The sequence below is a fragment of the Pseudomonas sp. FSL W5-0203 genome (genome assembly GCF_001896155.1).
Lineage (GTDB): Bacteria > Pseudomonadota > Gammaproteobacteria > Pseudomonadales > Pseudomonadaceae > Aquipseudomonas > Aquipseudomonas paracarnis.
This window is the reverse complement of the sequence record NZ_MPOR01000001.1, coordinates 78,485-99,293: the sequence shown is the minus strand read 5'-3', so window position 1 is coordinate 99,293 and position 20,809 is coordinate 78,485. Positions and strand designations below refer to the sequence as shown.

General features: G+C 61.6%; 16 protein-coding genes. 10 read left to right on the top strand and 6 right to left on the bottom strand.

The window, feature by feature from the left end:
• Nucleotides 1-5 precede the first annotated feature (5 nt).
• The 9 genes from murD (at nt 6) to lpxC (ending at nt 10,474) form a co-directional block, all read left to right on the top strand.
• Nucleotides 6-1,352 carry a UDP-N-acetylmuramoyl-L-alanine--D-glutamate ligase gene (gene murD / locus BOP96_RS00460; RefSeq protein ID WP_073451611.1) on the top strand — a complete coding sequence of 449 codons (1,347 nt, stop codon included), beginning with the start codon at nt 6-8 and terminating at the stop codon, nt 1,350-1,352.
• Complete coding sequence (gene ftsW, locus BOP96_RS00455) at nt 1,349-2,572, top strand: putative lipid II flippase FtsW (protein WP_003188673.1); 1,224 nt, start codon at nt 1,349-1,351, stop codon at nt 2,570-2,572. The genes murD and ftsW overlap by 4 nt, the downstream gene beginning before the upstream one ends.
• On the top strand, nt 2,562-3,632 hold the full coding sequence (gene murG / locus BOP96_RS00450) for an undecaprenyldiphospho-muramoylpentapeptide beta-N-acetylglucosaminyltransferase (RefSeq protein ID WP_073451609.1): 1,071 nt from the start codon (nt 2,562-2,564) through the stop codon (nt 3,630-3,632). Before ftsW ends, murG begins: the two co-directional genes overlap by 11 nt.
• Entirely contained in the window at nt 3,625-5,073 is a 1,449-nt protein-coding gene (gene murC / locus BOP96_RS00445) for a UDP-N-acetylmuramate--L-alanine ligase (protein ID WP_003188677.1), read from the top strand. Before murG ends, murC begins: the two co-directional genes overlap by 8 nt.
• Nucleotides 5,070-6,026: a D-alanine--D-alanine ligase gene (locus BOP96_RS00440; protein ID WP_014716974.1), complete on the top strand. Its 957-nt coding sequence runs from the start codon at nt 5,070-5,072 to the stop codon at nt 6,024-6,026. The genes murC and BOP96_RS00440 overlap by 4 nt, the downstream gene beginning before the upstream one ends.
• Before the next feature lie 4 nt (nt 6,027-6,030).
• Nucleotides 6,031-6,900: a cell division protein FtsQ/DivIB gene (locus BOP96_RS00435; RefSeq protein WP_019816943.1), complete on the top strand. Its 870-nt coding sequence runs from the start codon at nt 6,031-6,033 to the stop codon at nt 6,898-6,900.
• 15 nt (nt 6,901-6,915) lie between these two features.
• Nucleotides 6,916-8,178 (top strand): cell division protein FtsA, encoded by a 1,263-nt coding sequence (ftsA, locus tag BOP96_RS00430; protein ID WP_014716976.1) that lies wholly within the window; start codon nt 6,916-6,918, stop codon nt 8,176-8,178.
• Nucleotides 8,179-8,253: 75 nt separating this feature from the next.
• Nucleotides 8,254-9,450: a cell division protein FtsZ gene (gene ftsZ / locus BOP96_RS00425; protein WP_060766552.1), complete on the top strand. Its 1,197-nt coding sequence runs from the start codon at nt 8,254-8,256 to the stop codon at nt 9,448-9,450.
• Nucleotides 9,451-9,562: 112 nt separating this feature from the next.
• Complete coding sequence (gene lpxC / locus BOP96_RS00420) at nt 9,563-10,474, top strand: UDP-3-O-acyl-N-acetylglucosamine deacetylase (RefSeq protein ID WP_003171886.1); 912 nt, start codon at nt 9,563-9,565, stop codon at nt 10,472-10,474.
• A gap of 173 nt (nt 10,475-10,647) precedes the next feature.
• Here the strand turns inward: lpxC and BOP96_RS00415 are convergent, their stop codons facing one another.
• The 6 genes from BOP96_RS00415 to BOP96_RS00390 form a co-directional block, all read right to left on the bottom strand.
• Nucleotides 10,648-12,144, bottom strand: a complete 1,497-nt coding sequence (locus BOP96_RS00415) for a GGDEF domain-containing protein (protein WP_073451607.1) — start codon at nt 12,142-12,144, stop codon at nt 10,648-10,650.
• Nucleotides 12,145-12,243: 99 nt separating this feature from the next.
• Complete coding sequence (locus BOP96_RS00410) at nt 12,244-13,566, bottom strand: OprD family porin (protein WP_073451605.1); 1,323 nt, start codon at nt 13,564-13,566, stop codon at nt 12,244-12,246.
• Between the two features lie 380 nt (nt 13,567-13,946).
• Entirely contained in the window at nt 13,947-15,311 is a 1,365-nt protein-coding gene (locus BOP96_RS00405) for a heavy metal sensor histidine kinase (RefSeq protein WP_073451603.1), read from the bottom strand.
• Complete coding sequence (locus BOP96_RS00400; protein ID WP_019816940.1) at nt 15,301-15,993, bottom strand: heavy metal response regulator transcription factor; 693 nt, start codon at nt 15,991-15,993, stop codon at nt 15,301-15,303. The genes BOP96_RS00405 and BOP96_RS00400 overlap by 11 nt, the downstream gene beginning before the upstream one ends.
• Nucleotides 15,994-16,000: 7 nt before the next feature.
• The gene (locus BOP96_RS00395) at nt 16,001-19,096 is read right to left on the bottom strand and encodes a multidrug efflux RND transporter permease subunit (RefSeq protein WP_073451601.1); all 3,096 of its coding nucleotides are present in this window, start codon (nt 19,094-19,096) and stop codon (nt 16,001-16,003) included.
• On the bottom strand, nt 19,093-20,259 hold the full coding sequence (locus tag BOP96_RS00390; RefSeq protein WP_032872214.1) for an efflux RND transporter periplasmic adaptor subunit: 1,167 nt from the start codon (nt 20,257-20,259) through the stop codon (nt 19,093-19,095). The genes BOP96_RS00395 and BOP96_RS00390 overlap by 4 nt, the downstream gene beginning before the upstream one ends.
• 213 nt (nt 20,260-20,472) lie before the next feature.
• On the opposite strand from BOP96_RS00390, the gene BOP96_RS00385 reads away from it, so the two are divergent.
• Nucleotides 20,473-20,706 (top strand): hypothetical protein, encoded by a 234-nt coding sequence (locus BOP96_RS00385; protein ID WP_032903355.1) that lies wholly within the window; start codon nt 20,473-20,475, stop codon nt 20,704-20,706.
• Nucleotides 20,707-20,809: the final 103 nt, after the last annotated feature.

Sequence of the window (20,809 nt, the reverse complement as noted above, 5' to 3'; positions counted from 1 at the left end):
AACGAGTGTCCCTGATCGCTTCAGACCACTTCCGCATCGTTGTCGGCCTCGGCAAGAGCGGCATGTCCCTGGTTCGCTTCCTGGCGAACCGGGGCACGTCGTTTGCCGTGGCCGATACGCGGGAAAATCCACCGGAGCTGGTCACGCTGCGCCGTGACTACCCGCACGTGGAAGTGCGCTGTGGCGAGCTGGATGTCGAGTTTCTGTGCCGTGCCGAAGAGCTCTACGTGAGCCCGGGCCTGGCCCTGGCGACACCGGCCCTGCAAGCGGCTGCGGCCCGTGGTGTGAAGCTGTCTGGCGATATCGACCTGTTCGCACGCAACGCGAAGGCGCCGATCGTGGCCATCAGCGGTTCCAACGCCAAAAGCACCGTCACCACTCTGGTCGGCGAGATGGCGGCTGCGGCGGGCAAGCGTGTGGCCGTCGGCGGCAATCTTGGCGTGCCGGCACTGGATTTGCTCAGCGACGACGTCGAGTTGTACGTGATGGAGTTGTCGAGCTTCCAGCTGGAAACCACCCACGACCTGGGCGCTGAAGTGGCGACGGTATTGAACGTCAGCGAAGACCATATGGACCGCTACAGCGGCCTGCCGGCTTATCACTTGGCCAAGCACCGGATCTTCCGTGGCGCCAAGCAATTTGTCGTCAACCGTCAGGATGCCCTGAGCCGTCCGCTGATAGGCGAGGGCATGCCCTGCTGGACCTTCGGCCTGGGCAAACCGGACTTCAAAGGCTTCGGCATTCGTGAAGAGAACGGCGAGAAGTACCTGGCGTTCGAATTCCAGAACCTGATGCCGGTACGCGAACTGAAAATCCGTGGCGCACACAACCAGTCCAATGCCCTGGCGGCCTTGGCGCTCGGTCACGCGGTTGGCCTGCCGTTCGACGCCATGCTCGCGAGCCTGCGCACCTTTGCCGGGCTTGAGCATCGCTGCCAATGGGTGCGCGACCTCAATGACGTCAGCTATTACAACGACTCCAAAGCCACCAATGTCGGTGCAGCCCTGGCGGCCATCGAAGGCCTGGGGGCCGATATCGACGGCAAGCTGGTGCTGATCGCCGGTGGTGATGGCAAGGGTGCCGACTTCAAGGACCTCAAAGCTCCAGTGGCCGCCCATTGCCGCGCCGTGGTGCTGATGGGCCGCGATTCGGACCTGATCGCCGCCGCCCTCGGTGACGCTGTACCGCAAGTACGCGCAGCTTCCCTGGACGACGCCATTGCCCAGTGCAAAGCCCTGGCCCAGCCTGGCGATGCGGTGTTGCTGTCGCCCGCGTGCGCCAGCTTCGACATGTTCAAGAACTATGAAGAGCGCGGCCAACTGTTCGCCCGCGCCGTGGAGGCTTTGGCATGAGCCTCAACCTGAGAAACATCATCAAGCCATACCCGTCGCCGATCATTACCGGGCGCGGCATCGACCTCGATTTCCCGATGCTCGCCGGTTGCCTGGCGCTGCTCGGCCTGGGCCTGGTGATGATCACTTCGGCGTCCTCCGAAGTGGCCGCCGTGCAGTCGGGCAACACGCTGTACATGATGATCCGCCACCTGGTGTACCTGGTGATCGGCCTGGGCGCCTGCATCGTCACCATGATGATTCCGATTGCTACCTGGCAGCGTCTGGGTTGGCTGATGCTGATCGGTGCGTTCGGCTTGCTGGTCATGGTGATCGTGCCCGGCATCGGCCGCGAGGTGAACGGTTCGATGCGCTGGATCGGCTTCGGCGCGTTCAACGTGCAGCCGTCGGAAATTGCCAAAGTGTTCGTGGTGATCTACCTCGCCGGTTACCTGGTGCGCCGTCAGAAAGAAGTACGCGAAAGCTGGATGGGCTTCTTCAAGCCGTTCATCGTGCTGCTGCCCATGGCTGGCCTGCTGCTGATGGAGCCCGACTTCGGGGCCACGGTGGTGATGATGGGCGCCGCCGCCGCGATGCTGTTCCTGGGTGGTGTCGGGCTGTTCCGCTTCACCTTGATGGTGGTGCTGGCCGTCGCGGCGGTGACCATCCTGGTGCAGGCGCAACCCTACCGGATGGCGCGTTTGATCACCTTTACCGACCCCTGGTCCGACCAGTTCGGCTCCGGCTACCAGTTGACCCAGGCGCTGATTGCCTTCGGTCGCGGCGAGTGGCTGGGTGTGGGCCTGGGCAACAGTGTGCAGAAGCAGTTCTACCTGCCGGAAGCCCACACCGACTTCGTGTTCTCGGTATTGGCCGAAGAGTTGGGTGTGGTGGGTTCGCTGTGCACCGTGGCATTGTTTGTATTCGTCTGCGTGCGCGCCATGTACATCGGCTTGTGGGCCGAGAAGGCCAAGCAGTTCTTCGCCGCCTACGTTGCCTATGGGTTGGCTTTCCTGTGGATCGGCCAGTTCCTGATCAACATCGGCGTGAACGTCGGCCTGCTGCCGACCAAGGGCCTGACCTTGCCGTTCCTCAGTTACGGCGGCAGTTCGTTGGTGATTTGCTGCGCCTGTCTCGGTTTGTTGCTGCGTATCGAGTGGGAGAGTCGCACCCACCTGGGCAGCGAAGAGATGGAGTTCAGCGAAAGCGACTTCGCCGAGGAGCCGACCCATGGGCGCTAACGTGCTGATCATGGCGGGCGGTACCGGGGGGCATGTGTTCCCGGCCCTGGCCTGCGCCCGTGAATTCCAGAACCGTGGCTACACCGTGCACTGGCTGGGTACGCCCCGTGGCATTGAAAACGAATTGGTGCCCAATGCCGGCTTGCCGCTGCATTTGATCAACGTCACCGGCCTGCGTGGCAAGAGCAAGTTGTCATTGCTCAAGGCACCGTTCGTGTTGCTCAAGTCGGTCATGCAGGCGCGCAGGATCATTCGCGAGTTGAAGCCGGTGTGTGTACTCGGCTTTGGCGGTTATGTGACCGGCCCTGGTGGTGTTGCGGCGAAACTCGCGGGTGTGCCGGTGATAGTTCACGAACAGAACGCCGTCGCCGGTACTGCCAACCGTCTGCTAGTGCCGTTGGCTGCGCGGGTGTGTGAAGCCTTCCCGAAAACCTTCGCCGCCTCCGACAAGCTTCGCACCACCGGTAACCCGGTGCGTACCGAACTGTTCATGGCCATTGCGCGTGACGCGCTGGCGGGGCGCAAGGCTCACCTGCTGATCCTGGGCGGAAGCCTGGGCGCCGAGCCGCTGAATAAATTGCTGCCTGAAGCCGTTGCGCAACTTCCTGAGGATGTGCGCCCGGAGATCTTCCACCAGGCCGGCAAGAACCACGATGAAGTCACCGCCGCGCGTTATCGCGAGGCCGGTGTAGAGGCCAATGTACAGCCCTTCATCAAAGACATGGCCCAAGCCTATGGCTGGGCCGACCTGGTGGTCTGCCGCGCTGGTGCGCTGACCGTCAGTGAACTGGCGGCCGCCGGTCTGCCGTCCTTGCTGGTGCCTTTGCCCCACGCCATCGACGATCACCAGACCCGCAACGCCGAATATTTGGCCGGGGAGGGCGCTGCCTTCCTGCTGCCGCAAAGAACGACTGGCGCCGCCGATTTGGCCGCACGCCTGACCGAGGTTTTGATGCAACCGGAACGACTCAACAGCATGGCGAGCACCGCAAGCCGCCTGGCCAAACCTGACGCAACCCGCACCGTGGTCGATATCTGCCTGGAGGTGGCCCATGGTTGAGAATCAGAAAGCCATGCCGCAACCCGAGATGCGCCGTATCCGTCGTATTCACTTCGTCGGTATCGGTGGCGTGGGCATGTGCGGGATTGCCGAAGTGTTGCTGAACCTGGGCTACCAGGTGTCCGGCTCGGACTTGAAAGAGTCGCCGGTCACCGAGCGCCTGAAGTCCTTTGGCGCGCAGATCTTTATCGGCCACCGTGCCGAGAACGCTGCCGAGGCCGATGTGCTGGTGGTGTCCAGCGCCGTGAACACCTCCAACCCGGAAGTGGCCACCGCCCTTGAGCGCCGTATCCCTGTGGTGCCGCGTGCCGAGATGCTCGCCGAGCTGATGCGCTATCGCCACGGCATCGCCGTGGCCGGTACCCATGGCAAGACCACCACCACCAGCCTGATCGCCTCGGTGTTCGCCGCCGGTGGCCTGGACCCGACCTTCGTCATCGGTGGCCGCCTGAATGCAGCCGGTACCAATGCCCAGCTCGGCACCAGCCGCTACCTGATCGCCGAAGCCGATGAAAGTGATGCGAGCTTCCTGCACCTGCAACCGCTGGTCGCCGTCGTCACCAACATCGACGAAGACCACATGGCGACCTACGACGGCGACTTCAACAAGTTGAAGAAAACCTTCGTCGACTTCCTGCACAACCTGCCGTTCTATGGGTTGGCGGTGGTGTGCCTGGACGACCCGGTGGTGCGTGAAATCCTGCCCCAGGTCAAACGCCCTACCGTGACCTACGGCTTCAGCGAAGACGCCGACGTGCGCGCAATCAATGTGCGCCAGGAAGGCATGCAAACCTTCTTCACCGTGCTGCGCCCCGATCGCGAGCCGCTGGACGTGTCGGTGAACATGCCGGGCAACCACAACGTGCTGAACTCTTTGGCGACCATCTGCATTGCCACCGATGAAGGCGTCAGCGATGAAGCCATCGTCGAGGGCCTGTCGCGCTTTGCCGGTGTGGGCCGTCGCTTCCAGGTCTACGGCCAACTGCCGGTTGAAGGTGGTGACGTGATGCTGGTGGACGACTACGGGCACCACCCGACCGAAGTTGCGGCCGTTATCAAGGCCGTGCGCGGTGGTTGGCCGGAGCGCCGGCTGGTTATGGTGTACCAGCCGCACCGCTACAGCCGCACCCGCGACCTGTACGACGATTTCGTCAATGTACTGGCCGATGCCAACGTGCTGCTGCTGATGGAAGTCTACCCGGCCGGTGAAGAACCGATCCCGGGCGCTGACAGCCGCAAGCTGTGCAACAGCATCCGCCAGCGCGGCCAGTTGGACCCGATCTACATCGAGCGTGGCGTGGACCTGGCGCCTATCGTCAAGCCGCTGCTGCGCGCCGGCGACATCCTGCTGTGCCAGGGCGCCGGTGATATCGGTGGCCTTGCGCCCAAGTTGCTGGCGAGCCCGCTGTTTGCAGCCGCCGCCAAGGGGAAGTCGAAATGACCACTGATTACGGCTCCCTGTTTTCCACCCTTGCGCCTGCCGACTTCGGTCGCGTGGCCGTGTTGTTCGGCGGCAAGAGCGCCGAGCGCGAAGTGTCGCTCAAGTCCGGCAATGCGGTGCTTGAGGCGCTGCAAAGTGCTGGCGTGAATGCCTTCGGTATCGATGTGGGCGATGACTTCCTTGCCCGTCTGCAGGCTGAAAAAATCGACCGCGCCTTTCTCATTCTTCACGGCCGCGGCGGTGAGGACGGCAGCATGCAGGGCCTGCTCGAATGCGCCGGCATCCCTTACACCGGCAGCGGCATCCTCGCATCGGCCTTGGCGATGGACAAGTTGCGCACCAAGCAGGTGTGGCACAGCCTGGGTATTCCGACCCCACGTCACGCCGTACTGTGCAGTGAAGACGATTGTATTTCTGCGGCCAAGGAACTGGGCCTGCCTTTGATCGTCAAACCAGCCCATGAAGGCTCCAGTATCGGCATGGCCAAAGTGAACTCGGCCGCCGAATTGATCGACGCATGGAAAGCGGCAAGTACCTACGATTCGCAAGTGTTGGTGGAACAGTGGATTTCCGGTCCCGAGTACACCATCGCCACCCTGCGTGGCCAGGTATTGCCGCCCATCGCTTTGGGCACGCCCCACACCTTTTATGACTACGACGCCAAGTACCTGGCTTCCGATACTCAGTACCGGATCCCATGCGGCCTCGAAGCAACCAAGGAACAAGAATTGATGGACCTCACGGCGAAAGCCTGTGAGGCGCTGGGTATCGCCGGTTGGGCGCGGGCAGACGTGATGCAGGATGACCAAGGGAATTTCTGGTTCCTTGAAGTCAACACCGCACCGGGCATGACCGACCACAGCCTGGTTCCCATGGCAGCCCGTGCCGCCGGTCTGGATTTCCAGCAGTTAGTGCTGGCGATCCTGGCCGACAGCATTGAGCCAAGAGGCTAAACACATGAACGGCGCATCGCTTCGTCATCAGCCCCCACAAGCACCGAGCCGCAAGCCGGTGCCACGGGGTGCAAGCCGAATGGTGGCTAAAGAGCCGATGTCGGCGCGCCTGCCAAAAGCCAACTTTGGTTTTATCAAGGCGCTGTTCTGGCCGGTGCTGCTGGTGGTGCTGGGCTTTGGCACGTACGAAGGCGCGCAGCGTCTGTTGCCGTATGCCGACCGGCCGATCACCAAGATCAGCGTGCAGGGCGACTTGAGCTACATCAGCCAGCAAGCGGTACAGCAGCGCATCGGCCCATACCTGGCGGCGAGCTTCTTTACCATCGACCTGGCTGGCATGCGCTCGGAGCTGGAACAGATGCCGTGGATCGCCCACGCCGAAGTTCGCCGTGTATGGCCGGACCAGGTCACGATCCGCCTGGAAGAACAACTGCCCGTGGCCCGTTGGGGCGATGAAGCGCTGTTGAACAACCAGGGCCAGGCGTTCACCCCGCGTGAGCTGGCCAACTATGAACACCTGCCGCAGCTGTTCGGGCCGCAGCGGGCGCAGCAGCAAGTGATGCAGCAGTACCAGGCCTTGAGCCAGATGCTGCGGCCACTGGGCTTCTCCATTGCACGCCTGGAATTGCGTGAGCGGGGCAGCTGGTTTTTGACGACCGGGGCAGGCAGTTCCGGCCCGGGCATCGAGTTGTTGCTGGGACGCGACCGCTTGGTGGAAAAGATGCGCCGCTTTATTGCCATCTATGAAAAAACCTTGAAAGAACAGATTACGAACATTGCGAGCGTCGACCTGCGTTACGCCAACGGCCTGGCCGTCGGCTGGCGTACACCGGCTGCGCCCACGGCAGCACAACCCGCTGTCGCGAAGAATTAAGAAGAGGCAGGACCCATGGCAAACGTGCAAAGCGGCAAAATGATCGTCGGTCTCGATATCGGCACCTCCAAGGTGGTGGCGCTGGTGGGCGAGGTCGGGGAAGACGGCGCGATCGAAATCGTCGGTATTGGCACGCATCCGTCCCGGGGCCTGAAGAAGGGCGTGGTGGTGAACATCGAGTCCACCGTGCAGTCGATCCAGCGCGCTATCGAAGAAGCGCAGCTGATGGCCGGTTGCCGGATTCACTCGGCGTTCGTCGGCGTGGCGGGCAACCACATCCGTAGCCTGAACTCCCACGGCATCGTGGCGATCCGCGACCGTGAAGTCAGCTCGGCCGACCTTGAGCGCGTCCTCGACGCCGCCCAGGCCGTGGCGATCCCGGCGGACCAGCGCGTGCTGCACACCCTGCCGCAGGACTACGTGATCGACAACCAGGAAGGCGTGCGCGAGCCTCTGGGCATGTCGGGCGTTCGCCTGGAAGCCAAGGTTCACGTGGTGACCTGCGCCGTCAACGCCGCACAGAACATTGAAAAATGCGTGCGCCGCTGCGGCCTGGAAATCGACGACATCATTCTCGAGCAGTTGGCCTCGGCCTACTCGGTACTGACCGACGACGAAAAAGAGCTGGGCGTGTGCCTGGTGGACATCGGCGGCGGCACCACCGACATCGCGATCTTCACCGAGGGTGCGATTCGTCACACCGCCGTGATCCCGATTGCCGGCGACCAGGTCACCAACGACATCGCCATGGCGTTGCGCACACCGACCCAGTACGCCGAAGAAATCAAGATCCGCTACGCCTGCGCCCTGGCCAAGCTGGCCGGTGCCGGTGAGACCATCAAGGTGCCAAGCGTGGGTGATCGTCCACCCCGCGAGCTGTCGCGCCAGGCCCTGGCCGAAGTGGTCGAGCCACGCTACGACGAGCTGTTCACCCTGATTCAGGCTGAACTGCGCCGCAGCGGCTACGAAGATTTGATCCCGGCCGGCATCGTGCTGACCGGTGGTACCTCGAAGATGGAAGGCGCGGTCGAGTTGGCCGAAGAGATCTTCCACATGCCGGTGCGCCTGGGCGTGCCCCATGGCGTGAAGGGCCTGGGCGACGTGGTGCGCAACCCGATTTATTCCACCGGTGTGGGCTTGCTGTTGTACGGGCTGCAAAAGCAGACCGACGGCATTTCCCTGTCGGGCCCGAGCATCCGTGACAGCTACCGCAGCGATGACGATGAGAAAGCGCCGCTGCTGGACCGGATCAAAAGCTGGGTACAAGGCAATTTCTAAAGATTTACCGCGACACCGCAACACCCGCAACAAGCAGTAGGCGAAAAAACTAGAGAAAATGAAAGGAGAGGGAACATGTTCGAACTCGTAGACAACATCCCCGCTAGCCCGGTTATCAAAGTAATCGGTGTCGGCGGTGGCGGCGGCAACGCTGTCAACCACATGGTCAAGAGCAACATTGAAGGCGTTGAGTTCATCTGCGCCAACACTGATGCCCAGGCGCTCAAAAGCATCGGCGCGCGGACCATCCTGCAATTGGGCACCGCGGTGACCAAAGGCCTCGGCGCTGGCGCCAATCCGGAAGTCGGCCGTCAAGCCGCCCTGGAAGACCGCGAGCGTATTGCCGAAGTGCTGCAAGGCACCAACATGGTGTTCATCACCACCGGCATGGGCGGCGGTACCGGTACCGGTGCTGCACCGATCATTGCCGAAGTGGCCAAGGAAATGGGGATTCTGACCGTTGCTGTCGTGACGCGTCCGTTCCCGTTCGAAGGCCGCAAGCGCATGCAGATCGCCGACGAAGGTATCCGTCTGCTGTCTGAAAGCGTCGACTCGTTGATCACCATCCCCAACGAGAAACTGCTGACCATCCTGGGCAAGGACGCAAGCCTGCTGTCTGCGTTCGCCAAGGCTGACGATGTACTGGCCGGTGCCGTTCGCGGTATCTCCGACATCATCAAGCGTCCGGGCATGATCAACGTCGACTTTGCCGACGTTCGTACGGTCATGAGCGAAATGGGCATGGCGATGATGGGCACTGGCTGCGCCAGCGGTCCGAACCGTGCACGCGAGGCCACCGAAGCGGCCATCCGCAACCCGTTGCTCGAAGACGTGAACCTGCAAGGCGCACGCGGCATCCTGGTGAACATCACCGCCGGTCCCGACCTGTCCCTGGGTGAGTACTCCGACGTGGGTAGCATCATCGAAGCCTTCGCGTCCGAGCACGCCATGGTCAAGGTGGGTACCGTTATCGATCCGGACATGCGCGACGAACTGCATGTAACCGTGGTTGCGACCGGCCTGGGTGCGAAAATCGAGAAGCCTGTAAAGGTCATCGACAACACCCTGCACACTAGCCAGGCCAGCCAGGCAACTGCTGTCCCAGCCCCTGCTCGCCAGGAACTGCCGTCGGTGAACTACCGTGACCTGGACCGTCCGACCGTGATGCGCAACCAGGCTCAGGCCGGTGCTGCGGCGTCCCGTAGCCCGAATCCGCAAGATGACCTGGACTACCTGGACATCCCGGCATTCCTGCGTCGTCAGGCTGATTAATGGAATGTATCAGGGCTATGAAGGTGATTGGTGTTCAGCAAAGGTCTGGTCTGTTATTATCGCCAGCCTTTGTTGATACCAGTTCGCAATTTGCGCTGAAGCGGTCCAAGCCATGATTAAACAACGCACCCTGAAGAATATTATCCGTGCCACAGGTGTAGGTCTGCACTCCGGGGAGAAGGTATACCTGACCCTCAAGCCCGCACCTGTCGACACCGGCATCGTGTTTGTTCGTGCCGACCTGGACCCTGTGGTGCAGATTCCTGCTCGCGCGGAAAACGTTGGCGAAACCACGATGTCGACCACTCTGGTCAACGGTGACGTCAAAGTGGACACGGTGGAGCACTTGCTCTCGGCCATGGCTGGCCTGGGCATCGATAACGCCTACGTCGAGCTCTCCGCGTCCGAAGTCCCGATCATGGATGGCAGCGCTGGACCCTTCGTATTCTTGATTCAATCTGCCGGCCTGGAAGAACAGGACGCAGCCAAGAAGTTCATTCGCATTCTGCGGGAAGTGACAGTAGAAGACGGCGACAAGCGCGCCACCTTCGTCCCGTTCGAAGGCTTTAAAGTGAGCTTTGAGATCGATTTCGATCACCCGGTATTCCGTGACCGCACCCAAAGTGCAAGCGTGGATTTTTCCAGCACTTCGTTTGTAAAAGAAGTCAGCCGCGCCCGTACCTTTGGTTTCATGAGTGACATCGAGTACCTGCGCAAGCACAACCTCGCACTCGGCGGCAGCGTGGAAAACGCCATTGTGGTCGACGCGGATGGTGTACTGAACGAAGACGGCCTTCGCTACGAAGACGAATTCGTGAAGCACAAGATCCTCGATGCAATCGGTGACCTCTACCTGCTGGGCAATAGCCTGATAGGCGAGTTCAAAGGCTTCAAGTCGGGCCACGCCCTTAACAACCAGCTGCTGCGCAAGTTGATTGAGCAGACAGACGCTTGGGAAGTCGTGACCTTCGAAGATGCCAGCACCGCACCGATCTCTTACATGCGTCCCGTTGCGGCGGTGTAAGTAACAACTCTCTTTCTTTAGTTTTGAAAGGCTGCCTTCGGGTGGCCTTTTTTTATGCCTGACGAATATCCAAATGTGGGAGCTGGCTTGCCTGCGATAGCGGTCGGCCAGTTAGCTTATAGATAGCTGCCCCACCGCCATCGCAGGCAAGCCAGCTCCCACACCTGACCTCATCAGTTTGAGGTCTTTGAAACATCCACTATCCGGTTACGGCCGCTGTGCTTGGCCTGATACAACGCTTGGTCAGCCTTGAGCAGCAGGTCTTCAAGGGAAATACGGCTGTGCTTTTGCCAAGTACTCATGCCGATGCTCACCGTGATTGGTTGCTCATCCCCGGCCTTGCGCGGCAAGTGCTGGACCCCCTTGCGGATATGCTCGGCGATCACCCACGCCCCCTTGGCGTCGGTATTGGGTAACACCACCGCGAACTCCTCTCCGCCATAGCGCGCCGCCAGGTCGGCAGGGCGGCGGATATGGCTGGCGATCACCTGCGCGACTGCGCGCAACGCCTCATCGCCGCCCTGGTGGCCGTGGCGGTCGTTGAAGGCCTTGAAGTGGTCCACATCGATCATCAGCACACTCAACGACTCGATGGAGCGTTGTGCCCGGTCCCATTCCAGCCGCAAGCGTTCGTCCAGCGTGCGGCGGTTGGCCAGGCCGGTAAGGGCGTCGGTGGCTGCCAGTTCTGACAGCACCTGTTCGGCGCGATGGCGACGGCGCAGCTCCATGCACAGTGCCCAGGTCAGCCACAACAGGCCCACGCACAACACTCCGGTCGCGATGCTGACCAGCCACGCCGCGCGTCGCCAGGGGGCGAACATTTCATTGCTGGACAAGGCCACTGCCACGATCAGCGGCAAGTTGCCCACATTCGAAAAACTGTAGAGCCGTGCCTGGCGATCGACACTGGAGATACTTTGGAAGCTGCCGTCCCGTTCGCGCAGCATGCGCGCCACATTCGGGCGCTGGCTCAGGTCCTTGTCGACGATATCTGCTTCCAGCAGAGGCTCTTGCGCCAGCAGGATGCCTTGGTGGTTGAGCAGGTTGATGGTGCTGTTGCTGCCGATGTTCAAGCTGCTGAACAACTGATGAAAGTACGACAGGCGCATGGACGCGACCGCCACTCCCAGGAAGCGCCCATCCGGTGACGAAACGCGACGGCTGAACGCGATGCGCCAGGGGGCGGCACACTGGCAGCGCGCCATGAACGGACGGCTGATATACCGGCCCAGGTCGGGGTTGGTGCGGTGCACCCGAAAGTAGTCCCGGTCGGCAAAGTTACCCAGTTTGGGCGTGAGCAGGGAGGAATCGGCAATCACCTCGCCAGCCGGGTCCAACAGCAGGATATCGCCCTTGTAGGGCGCCGCTGCGGAACGATCGAACAGCACCAAATGACGGATGCTCTCTGAAACGTCTTGCAGGTCGGTGCGCTCGGTGGCGCTGATCAAGCCTTTGAGGGCCATGTCGTAAAGTTCGACATTGCGCAGCACGTCAGCGTCGATCAATTGAGTGATGGTGTTGGCGGTGCGCTTGGCCGTCTGGAGGGTGTTGGCATGTTCACGAATCAGCAGCGCAGTGACGACCCCCACGATCAGCAACACCGTGAGCGTGCTGCCCAGGATCAGCAGGCGCTCCGGGCGGCGGTTGGGGCGGGTGGGGCTTGAACTCATCGGGCACACTTCTGCATTGAGAATGCCCTTAGCGTAGTAGCAACTCTTAAATATGGCGCAAAGCCAACCTGGAGCGAGCAAGCTCGCTCCTACCTGTACTCAGAACACGTTGATCGGGTAGTCCACGATCACACGGTATTCATCCACATCCCGGTCCACCGCCGAGTAGCCATTGCTGCCGCGATTGGTCGCCCATTGCAGGCGTACGGCCAAGTCCTTGGCCTTGCCGCCCTGCACCACATATTTCAGGTCGATATCGCGCTCCCAGTGCTTGGCATCCTTGCCATCGGCGCTGTACCAGTTGCTGTAGCCGCGACTGTTGGGGTCGACCTTGGTCAGGTCGGTCTTGCCGCTGATGTAGGACACGGCGGACGTCAGGCCGGGCACGCCGAGGCCGGCAAAGTCGTAGGCGTACTTGAGCTTCCAGGAGCGCTCATTGGGCCCGTTGAAATCCGAGTACTGCTGGGAGTTGTCCAGGTACACGCTGTCGCCCTGGGTGATGTAATCGAACGGCGTGTTGCCATTGACCCGCTGATAAGTCGCTGTGACGCTGTGGTTACCCACGCCCACGGTGAAATGCAGGCTGTAGGTGTTGTTGTCGATATCCCCCAGCAGCGATTGACCGGTGTCCTGGGTATGGTAGTAGTGCAGGCCGGGCGTCAGGCTGACCAGGTCGTTCAGGGCGTAGGTGTATTCCAGGTCGTAGTAATACTGGTGCCAGACGTCCTTGAGCTCGGACGCGTACAGGTTGCTGGTCAGCCCCTCGATCCCGCTGAACGACACGCCAGCCCAGTCCAGGTGCTGGCTGTCGGTGTTGGCGGGCAGCGTGCCGTAGCTGGTACCAATACGCCGATGGCCGCTCTGGTTATAGAGCCTGGTGAAACTGGCCTGGCCACCTTCGAACATCCAGCCGTCAAAGCTGTGGTTGGTCAGGCTCACGCCACGGAAAGTCTGCGGCAACATGCGTGTCATGCCGCCGGCGATCACCGGGTTGTTGAGGAACAGGTCGCCGGCTTTCAGTTCGGTGTCGAAGGCGCGCAGCTTCAAGGTGCCGCCAGCCGTCGAGAACGAACCCGGCGCTTTGCCGTTGCCGCTGCCATACGGAAGGATGCTGGAACCATCCGTACCGCCACCGCCGTCGAGCTTGAGGCCGAACATGGCATTGACGTCCAGGCCCAAGCCGACGGTGCCCTGGGTGTAGCCGGATTCGAAGGTGCCGATAAAACCCTGACCCCACTCTTTGCTGTCATCGGTATGAATATCGCGCCGGTCGCGGTTCATGTAGTAGTTGCGGGTGTTGATCGTGAGGTGTGAACCCTCGACGAAGCCTTCGACGGGCGGGGCGTCTGCCGCGTGGGCAAGCGGGATGATCGTTGCTGCGATTGCGAGGAATAACGGGGTGAATGTCAGCGAGTTCTTCACCGGTGGAGCTCCTTTGGTCAATCATGAACGGCCAGTGTCGTGGGGTGTGCCCGGCCTTTTTTCACGGCAAAAAAAAGCCGCTGAAGTCAGCGGCTTTAAGACAGATTCCCAGTGTAGAGCCCTGGAAATAAGTCGAGGGAAATTCGGGTGAGTGGTCAGCTGTCTTTGCCGTCGCGCTCATCGATGCGTCAAAGTAACGCAGGGGAGCGGTGCGATACAGAGTGTAACAAGATAATAACTATTGCCCAAATCGCAACAGTGAGGGCCATGGGATCTTCTGTGGGAGCTGGCTTGCCTGCGATGCAGACACCTCGGTATGCCAGGCCTACCGTGGTGATGCTATCGCAGGCAAGCCAGCTCCCACATTTTGACCGAGTTGTTTAGATCGGCAGGGTGATACCAAACGTATTGCCACCGCCTTCGCTGCGCACAAACACATCCCCGCCATGCATCAACGCAATCGCCTTGACGATCGCCAGCCCCAACCCGTGATTGGCCCCGCTGTTGCTGCGCGAGGCATCCACCCGATAGAAGCGTTCGAACAGGCGTGGCAAGTGTTCGCTGGCAATCGCGTCGCCGGGGTTGGTCACGCCGATTGCCACCTGCTTCTCCTGCACCTGGATATGCACGTCGATAATCTGTCCGGGTGCGGTGTGTTGCACGGCATTGCTCAGCAGGTTGATCAGCGCACGCCGCAGGTGGGCTTTTTCGATCTGCACCAGGGCATCGCCGTCCACGCGCACCTGAACCTGGGCGTCTTCGAGGATAAAATCCAGATAGTCGAGGGTGGTGGCCACTTCATCGGCCAGGGAGCATTCGATCAGCTTGGTGGCTTTGCTGCCCTGATCGGCGCTGGCAAGGAACAGCATGTCGTTGATGATCGAGCGCAGCCGTTCCAGCTCCTCCAGGTTCGATTGCAGCACCTCAAAATAGTGTTCGGCCGAACGCCCGCGTGTCAGCGCGACTTGGGTCTGGCCGATCAGGTTGGTGAGCGGCGAGCGCAGTTCATGGGCAACGTCGGCGTTGAACGATTCCAAGCGCGAATACGCCTGCTCAACCCGGTCGAGGGTGGCGTTGAATGAATTGACGAATTGGCTCAGCTCGGGCGGCAAGGGTGACAATTGCAGGCGCCCGGAGAGTTTCGGCGGCGCAAGCTTTTGCGCTTCATCCGAGAGTTTGCCCAAGGGCTTGAGGCCGATACGCGCGACCCAGAACCCCAGCAGTGCCGCCAGTATTACACCCACCAGCGCGAGGCTGATCAACGCCACCAGCAAGCGATGCTGGGTGGCGCGGAAGTTCTCCGTGTCGATGGCAATCATAAAGCGCAACGCCGGGCGCTGGTCCTTGGCTGCAAATTGGCTGACCAGCACCTTGAAGGGATAATCGTGACCCGGCAGGCGCAGATCGCGCTTACCTGTGGCGCCTTCGGCAAAGGCGCGAATCTGCGCGTCCGGCTCACCGTATTCGTAGCTCGGGTCGCTGCTGACCACCCAGAAACGGATGCGCTTGTCTTCTTCCCCCAACAGCTTGAGCTTGGACCTGATCTTGGCCCAATGTTCCGGCGTGCCGAAGCGATTGATCGACGATTCCAGCACGCTGTAGCGCGCATCCAACTCGGCACCTGGCAACAGCCCCAGGCCACGGTCGACCTGCTGGTACAGCGCGCCGCCGATCAACAGAAAGATCAGCAACGCCACCAGGGTGAACATGCCACTCAGGCGCAGGGCGATGGAATTAGCGACCACTGTGGTTTTCCTGTATGCGGTTTTCCAGCACATAGCCCATGCCACGAATGGTGTGCAGCAGCTTGTGTTCGAACGGCCCGTCGAGCTTGGCGCGCAGACGCTTGATCGCCACTTCCACCACGTTGGCATCGCTGTCGAAATTGATGTCCCAGACCATCTCGGCAATCGCGGTCTTGGACAGGATCTCGCCCTGGCGTCGCGCCAATACGCTGAGCAGCGAGAACTCCTTGGCGGTCAGGTCCAGGCGTACACCGTTGCGGCTGGCCTTGCGGCTGATCAGGTCGATCCACAGGTCGGCAACGGTGACCTGCACCGGTTCATGGCCGCCGCTGCGGCGGGTCAGGGCTTGCAGGCGGGCCACCAGTTCCAGGAACGAAAACGGCTTGCCCAGGTAATCGTCGGCGCCTTCGCGCAGGCCGCGGATGCGGTCTTCCACGCGCTCGCGGGCGGTGAGCATGATCACCGGCGTCTGCTTGCGGGCGCGTAAGGCGCGCAGTACACCGAAGCCATCCAGCCCGGGCAGCATCACGTCGAGCACGATCACGGCGTAATCGTTTTCCAGCGCCAGGTGCAGGCCCTCGATGCCTTCACGGGCGACATCGACGGTGTAGCCTTGCTCGGTCAGGCCGCGGTGCAGGTAGTCCGCGGTTTTTTCTTCATCTTCAATAATCAGGACGCGCATGACCGCCTCAGTGTGTGGTCGCCAGCGTCAGCGCTGGTTTGGGCCTGTGGAAAAAACGTTCAAGGTACAAGTATATGACCGGCGTGGTGAACAGCGTCAGCGCCTGGCTCACCAGCAAGCCACCGACCACCGCGATGCCCAGCGGCTGGCGCAGTTCCGCCCCAGGGCCTGCGCCGAGCATCAACGGCACGGCGCCGAGCAACGCGGCAAGGGTGGTCATCATGATCGGCCGGAACCGCGTGACGCAGGCTTCATAAATCGCATCTTCGGGTGGCAGCCCGCGTACCCGCTGCGCCTCCAGGGCGAAGTCGATCATCAAGATACCGTTTTTCTTCACGATGCCGATCAGCAGCACCAGGCCGATCAAGGCCATGATCGAAAAGTCCTGGCCCAGCAGCCACAGCATGACCAGCGCACCGAGGCCCGCCGAGGGCAGGGTGGAAATGATCGTCAGCGGGTGCACAAAACTCTCGTACAGCACACCCAGAATAATGTAGACCGCCACCAGCGCCGCGAGGATCAGCCAGGGTTGGCTGGCCAGCGAGCTCTGGAACGCCTGGGCCGCACCCTGGAAGTTGCCGATGATTGTGCTCGGCATCCCGATTTCGTTTTTGGCCTGGTCGAGCATGATCACTGCATCGCCCAGGGCTACGCCGGGCGCCAGGTTGAACGACAGGTTGGCAGCAGGGAACATGCCGTCATGGCTGATGGACAACGGCCCGACCGTGGGCGGGTCGACTTTGGCCAAGGCCGACAACGGCACCATCTCGTTGGTCAATGGCGAGCGCAGGTAAAAATAGTCGAGGCTTTCGGCCTTGCCGCGCTGTTGGCTGTCCAGTTCAAGTATCACTTGGTACTGGTTGATCTCGGTCTGGAACTCGTTGATCTGGCGCTGGCCGAAGGCGTCGTACAACGCCTGGTCGACATCGGTGGCGGTCAGCCCGAAACGTGCGGCGGCCTGGCGGTCGATGCTGATATGGGTGATGCTGCCGCCCAGTTGCAGGTCGTTGGACAGGTCGCGAAACGCCGGGTTGGCGCGCAGTTTTTCGGTGAGACGCTGGGTCCAGGTGTTCAGCGTCGGGCCGTCGTTGCTCTTGAGCACGTATTGGTACTGGGCGCGGCTGGGGCCGGAGCTCAGGTTGATGTCCTGGCCGGCGCGCAGGTACAGCACGATGCCAGGCACCTTCGCCAGTTGTGGGCGGATGCGGTCGATGAACTGGCTGGCGGACACATCGCGCTCACTGCGGTCTTTCAAGGCGATCCAGAAGCGGCCGTTGGCGATGGTCTGGTTGCTGCCGGTAACGCCCACCGAATGGGAAAACGCCTGCACCGCCGGGTCGGCCTTGACGATCTCGGCCAGAGCCTTGTGCTTGGCGACCATGTCCTTGTACGACACGTCGGCCGCCGCTTCGCTGGTGCCGAGCACGAAACCGGTGTCCTGCACCGGGAAGAAACCCTTGGGAATAAACACATAACCGACCACAGCCAGGGCCAGGGTCACCCCGAAGATCGCTGCCATGCTGCGTTGATGCGCCAGCGCCCGGCGCAGATTGCGCGCGTAGCCGGCCAGCAGGCGTTCGCTGAAGGTGGGTTTGGCGTGGGCAGGATGGCTCGGTGCGCGCATGAACAAGGCGGCCAGGGTCGGGGCCAGGGTCAGCGAAACCACCACCGAAATCAGGATGGTCGCGGTGGCCGTCAGCGCAAACTCCTTGAACAACCGCCCGACCACGCCGCCCATGAACAGCAGCGGAATAAACGCCGCCACCAGCGAGAAGCTGATGGACACTACGGTAAAGCCAATTTCGCCGGAGCCCTTGATCGCCGCTTCACGTTTGCCCAAGCCGGCTTCCAAGTGCCGATGAATGTTCTCCACCACCACAATCGCATCGTCCACCACAAAGCCCACGGCGATCACGATGGCCACCAGGGTCAGGTTGTTCAGGCTGAACCCCATCACATACATCAGGGCGAAACTGGCTACCAGCGACACACCCAATACCGCAGACACAATCAGCGTCGCCGACAGTTGACGCAGGAACAATGCCATCACCGCCACCACCAGCAGGATGGCGATCCGCAGGGTCATTTCCACTTCATGCAGTGAAGCGCGGATAGTCTTGGTGCGATCGGTCAACACGCTGACCTGCACCGAGGCTGGCAACATGCCTTGCAGGCGCGGCAACTCGGCCTGGATGCGGTCGACGGTGTCGACGATGTTGGCGCCAGGCTGGCGTGAAATCACCAGGTTCACCCCTGGCGTATCGCCGGACCAGGCTTGCACGTAGGCGTTTTCCGAGCCGTTGATGACCTTGGCGATATCGCGCAGTTGAACCGGCGCACCGTTCTTGTAGGAAACGATCAGTTGGCCGTATTCCTCCGGATGAAACAGTTGGTCGTTGGTCGACAGGGTGGACACGCTGTTTTCGCCATAGATCGCGCCCTTGGCCAGGTTCAGGCTCGACTGCTGGATGGCCAGGCGTATGTCGGCGAGCGTCAGGCCGATGGCCGCGAGCTTGTCGGGCGACGCCTGCACGCGGATCGCCGGGCGTTGCTGGCCGGTGATGTTGATCTGGCCGACGCCGTCGATCTGGCTGATCTGGCGCGCCAGCAGGGTTTCCACGTAGTCGCTCAGCTCGGTGCTGGGCATGCTGCTGGAACTGACGCTGAGGATCAACACAGGGCTGTCCGCCGGGTTGACCTTCCTCCAGGTGGGCAAGCTCGGCATGTCGCTGGGCAACTTGCCGGACGCGGTGTTGATCGCGGCCTGGACTTCCTGGGCGGCGGTGTCGATGCTTTTTTCCAGGGTGAACTGCAGGGTCAAGAGGCTGGAGCCCAAGGCGCTGCTGGAGGTCATCTGGGTCATGCCGGGGATGGCACTGAACTGCACCTCAAGAGGCGTGGCCACCGATGAGGCCATGGTGTCCGGGCTGGCGCCGGGCAGTTGCGCTGTGACCTGGATGGTCGGGAATTCCGCTTCCGGCAGTGGCGCGACGGCCAGGTTCGGGAAGGCAATAATCCCCAGCAACACCAGGGCGAAGGTCAGCAACAGGGTGGCGACCGGGTGGTCAACGCACCAGGCCGAGGGCGACCGGCTTGCACTCATGGTTGCACCTGGGCGTTGGCGGTGTGGATCACTTGCGGCGGCTCCTTGAGCACCTCCACCTGCGCACCGGCCTTGAGCCGCGATTGCCCATCGCTGACCAGCACATCGCCGGCCTGCACGCCTTTGATGATATTGATGTCGCTGTTCTGGTAGGCGACTTGCACCGGCACCACCTCGACTTTGTCAGCGCTTACGCGGTACACGAAATGTGAGTCCAGCCCGCGCTGCACCACGGTCGGCGGTACCACCAGGGCGTTCTTGTCGAGGGCCGTCTGGACCTTGATGGTCACCAGTTGCCCCGGCCATAGCTTATGCGCCGGGTTGCTGAACTCGGCCTTGGCCCGCAGGGTGCCGGTAGTGGAACTGATCTGGTTGTCGATCAGGCTCAGGTGGCCTTCGCCGAGCAGGTCGCCGGTCTGGTTGTCGGTGTCGGCGCCCAGGTAGGCGTCGACGGTGGCCCGGGTGGGGGCGGCAATCAGGCCCTGCAAGGTCGGCAGCATCTGTTGTGGCAGGGAGAACTCAACGGCAATCGGGTCGAGCTGGGTGACGGTAAACAGCCCCTGGGTGTCGCTCATGCGCAGGAAGTTGCCTTCGTCCACGTTACGGATGCCCACGCGGCCGCTGACCGGGGAGCGAATCTGGGTATAGGAAAGTTGTACCTGAGCTGCATCAATGGCCGCTTGATTACCTTGCGCAGTGGCCTTGAGCTGGTTGACCAGCGCCTGTTGCTGGTCATAGGTCTGTTTGGACACGCCGTCGTCGATGCTCAGCGCTTTGTAGCGCTTGAGATTGACCAACGCCACTTGCAACTGCGCCTGGCTTTCGCCCAATTGCGCCCTGGCCTGGTCGAGGCTGGCGCGGATCGAACGGTCATCGATGGTCGCCAGCAAGTCGCCGGCCTTCACCGATTGGCCCTCCTTGACCAGCAACTGGGTGAGGATGCCGTCGATCTGCGGGCGAATCACCACACTGTGCAACGACAGCACTGAGCCGATGCCGCTGATGAACCTGGGAACGTCCTGTTGCGCGACGCTCACCACCCGTACCGGGATCGCTGTGGGCGCAGCCAGCCGGGGCTTGGCAGGCCGTGTTACGGCCCAGGCGGCCACCGCTAGTATCAAGAGGACGCCCACCATCAGGGCCGTGTTTCGTTTTATCTGCATGGGAGGCGCCGGACGCAGTTGCACGCTTTAAGCCGCAAGCTGCCAGTTGAAGGTTGGGTAGCTGCTTTATAGCCCGGTAATACGGTCAGCACGGTGACGCGAAACTGACAGCCGCGACAGCTAGCGCTTTTTACTTGTGGCTTGAAGCTTACCGCTTGCTGCTTTGCCCCCGTATACTCGCGCTTTTACACCTATAGCTGCGCCGGAGCCCCTATGACTTCCCCAACCCAACCCCCTGTCGACGCGGCTGACCTCGTCGATTCGGCCACCGCCGACGGCGTTGAAAAAACCGAGATCCCGGCGTTTAAGTTCCCCTTCAAACCGGGCGAGCTGGCTGGCGCCAAGCATGCCAGCCAGCCCTGGTACAAAGGCGGCGCCAAGAACGGCCATACCAAGACGCCGGGCATGGCGCCTCCGGGCACTCGCCGGTCCATGGGTAAACGCTGAGATTAAAACCGTAGGTGCGTTATAGGCTGTTACCTACATTGCCCGTAGAAATTTCTGCTTGTAGGTCCGCGACCGATTCTTGAAAGCTTGCACAGCGTTTGCT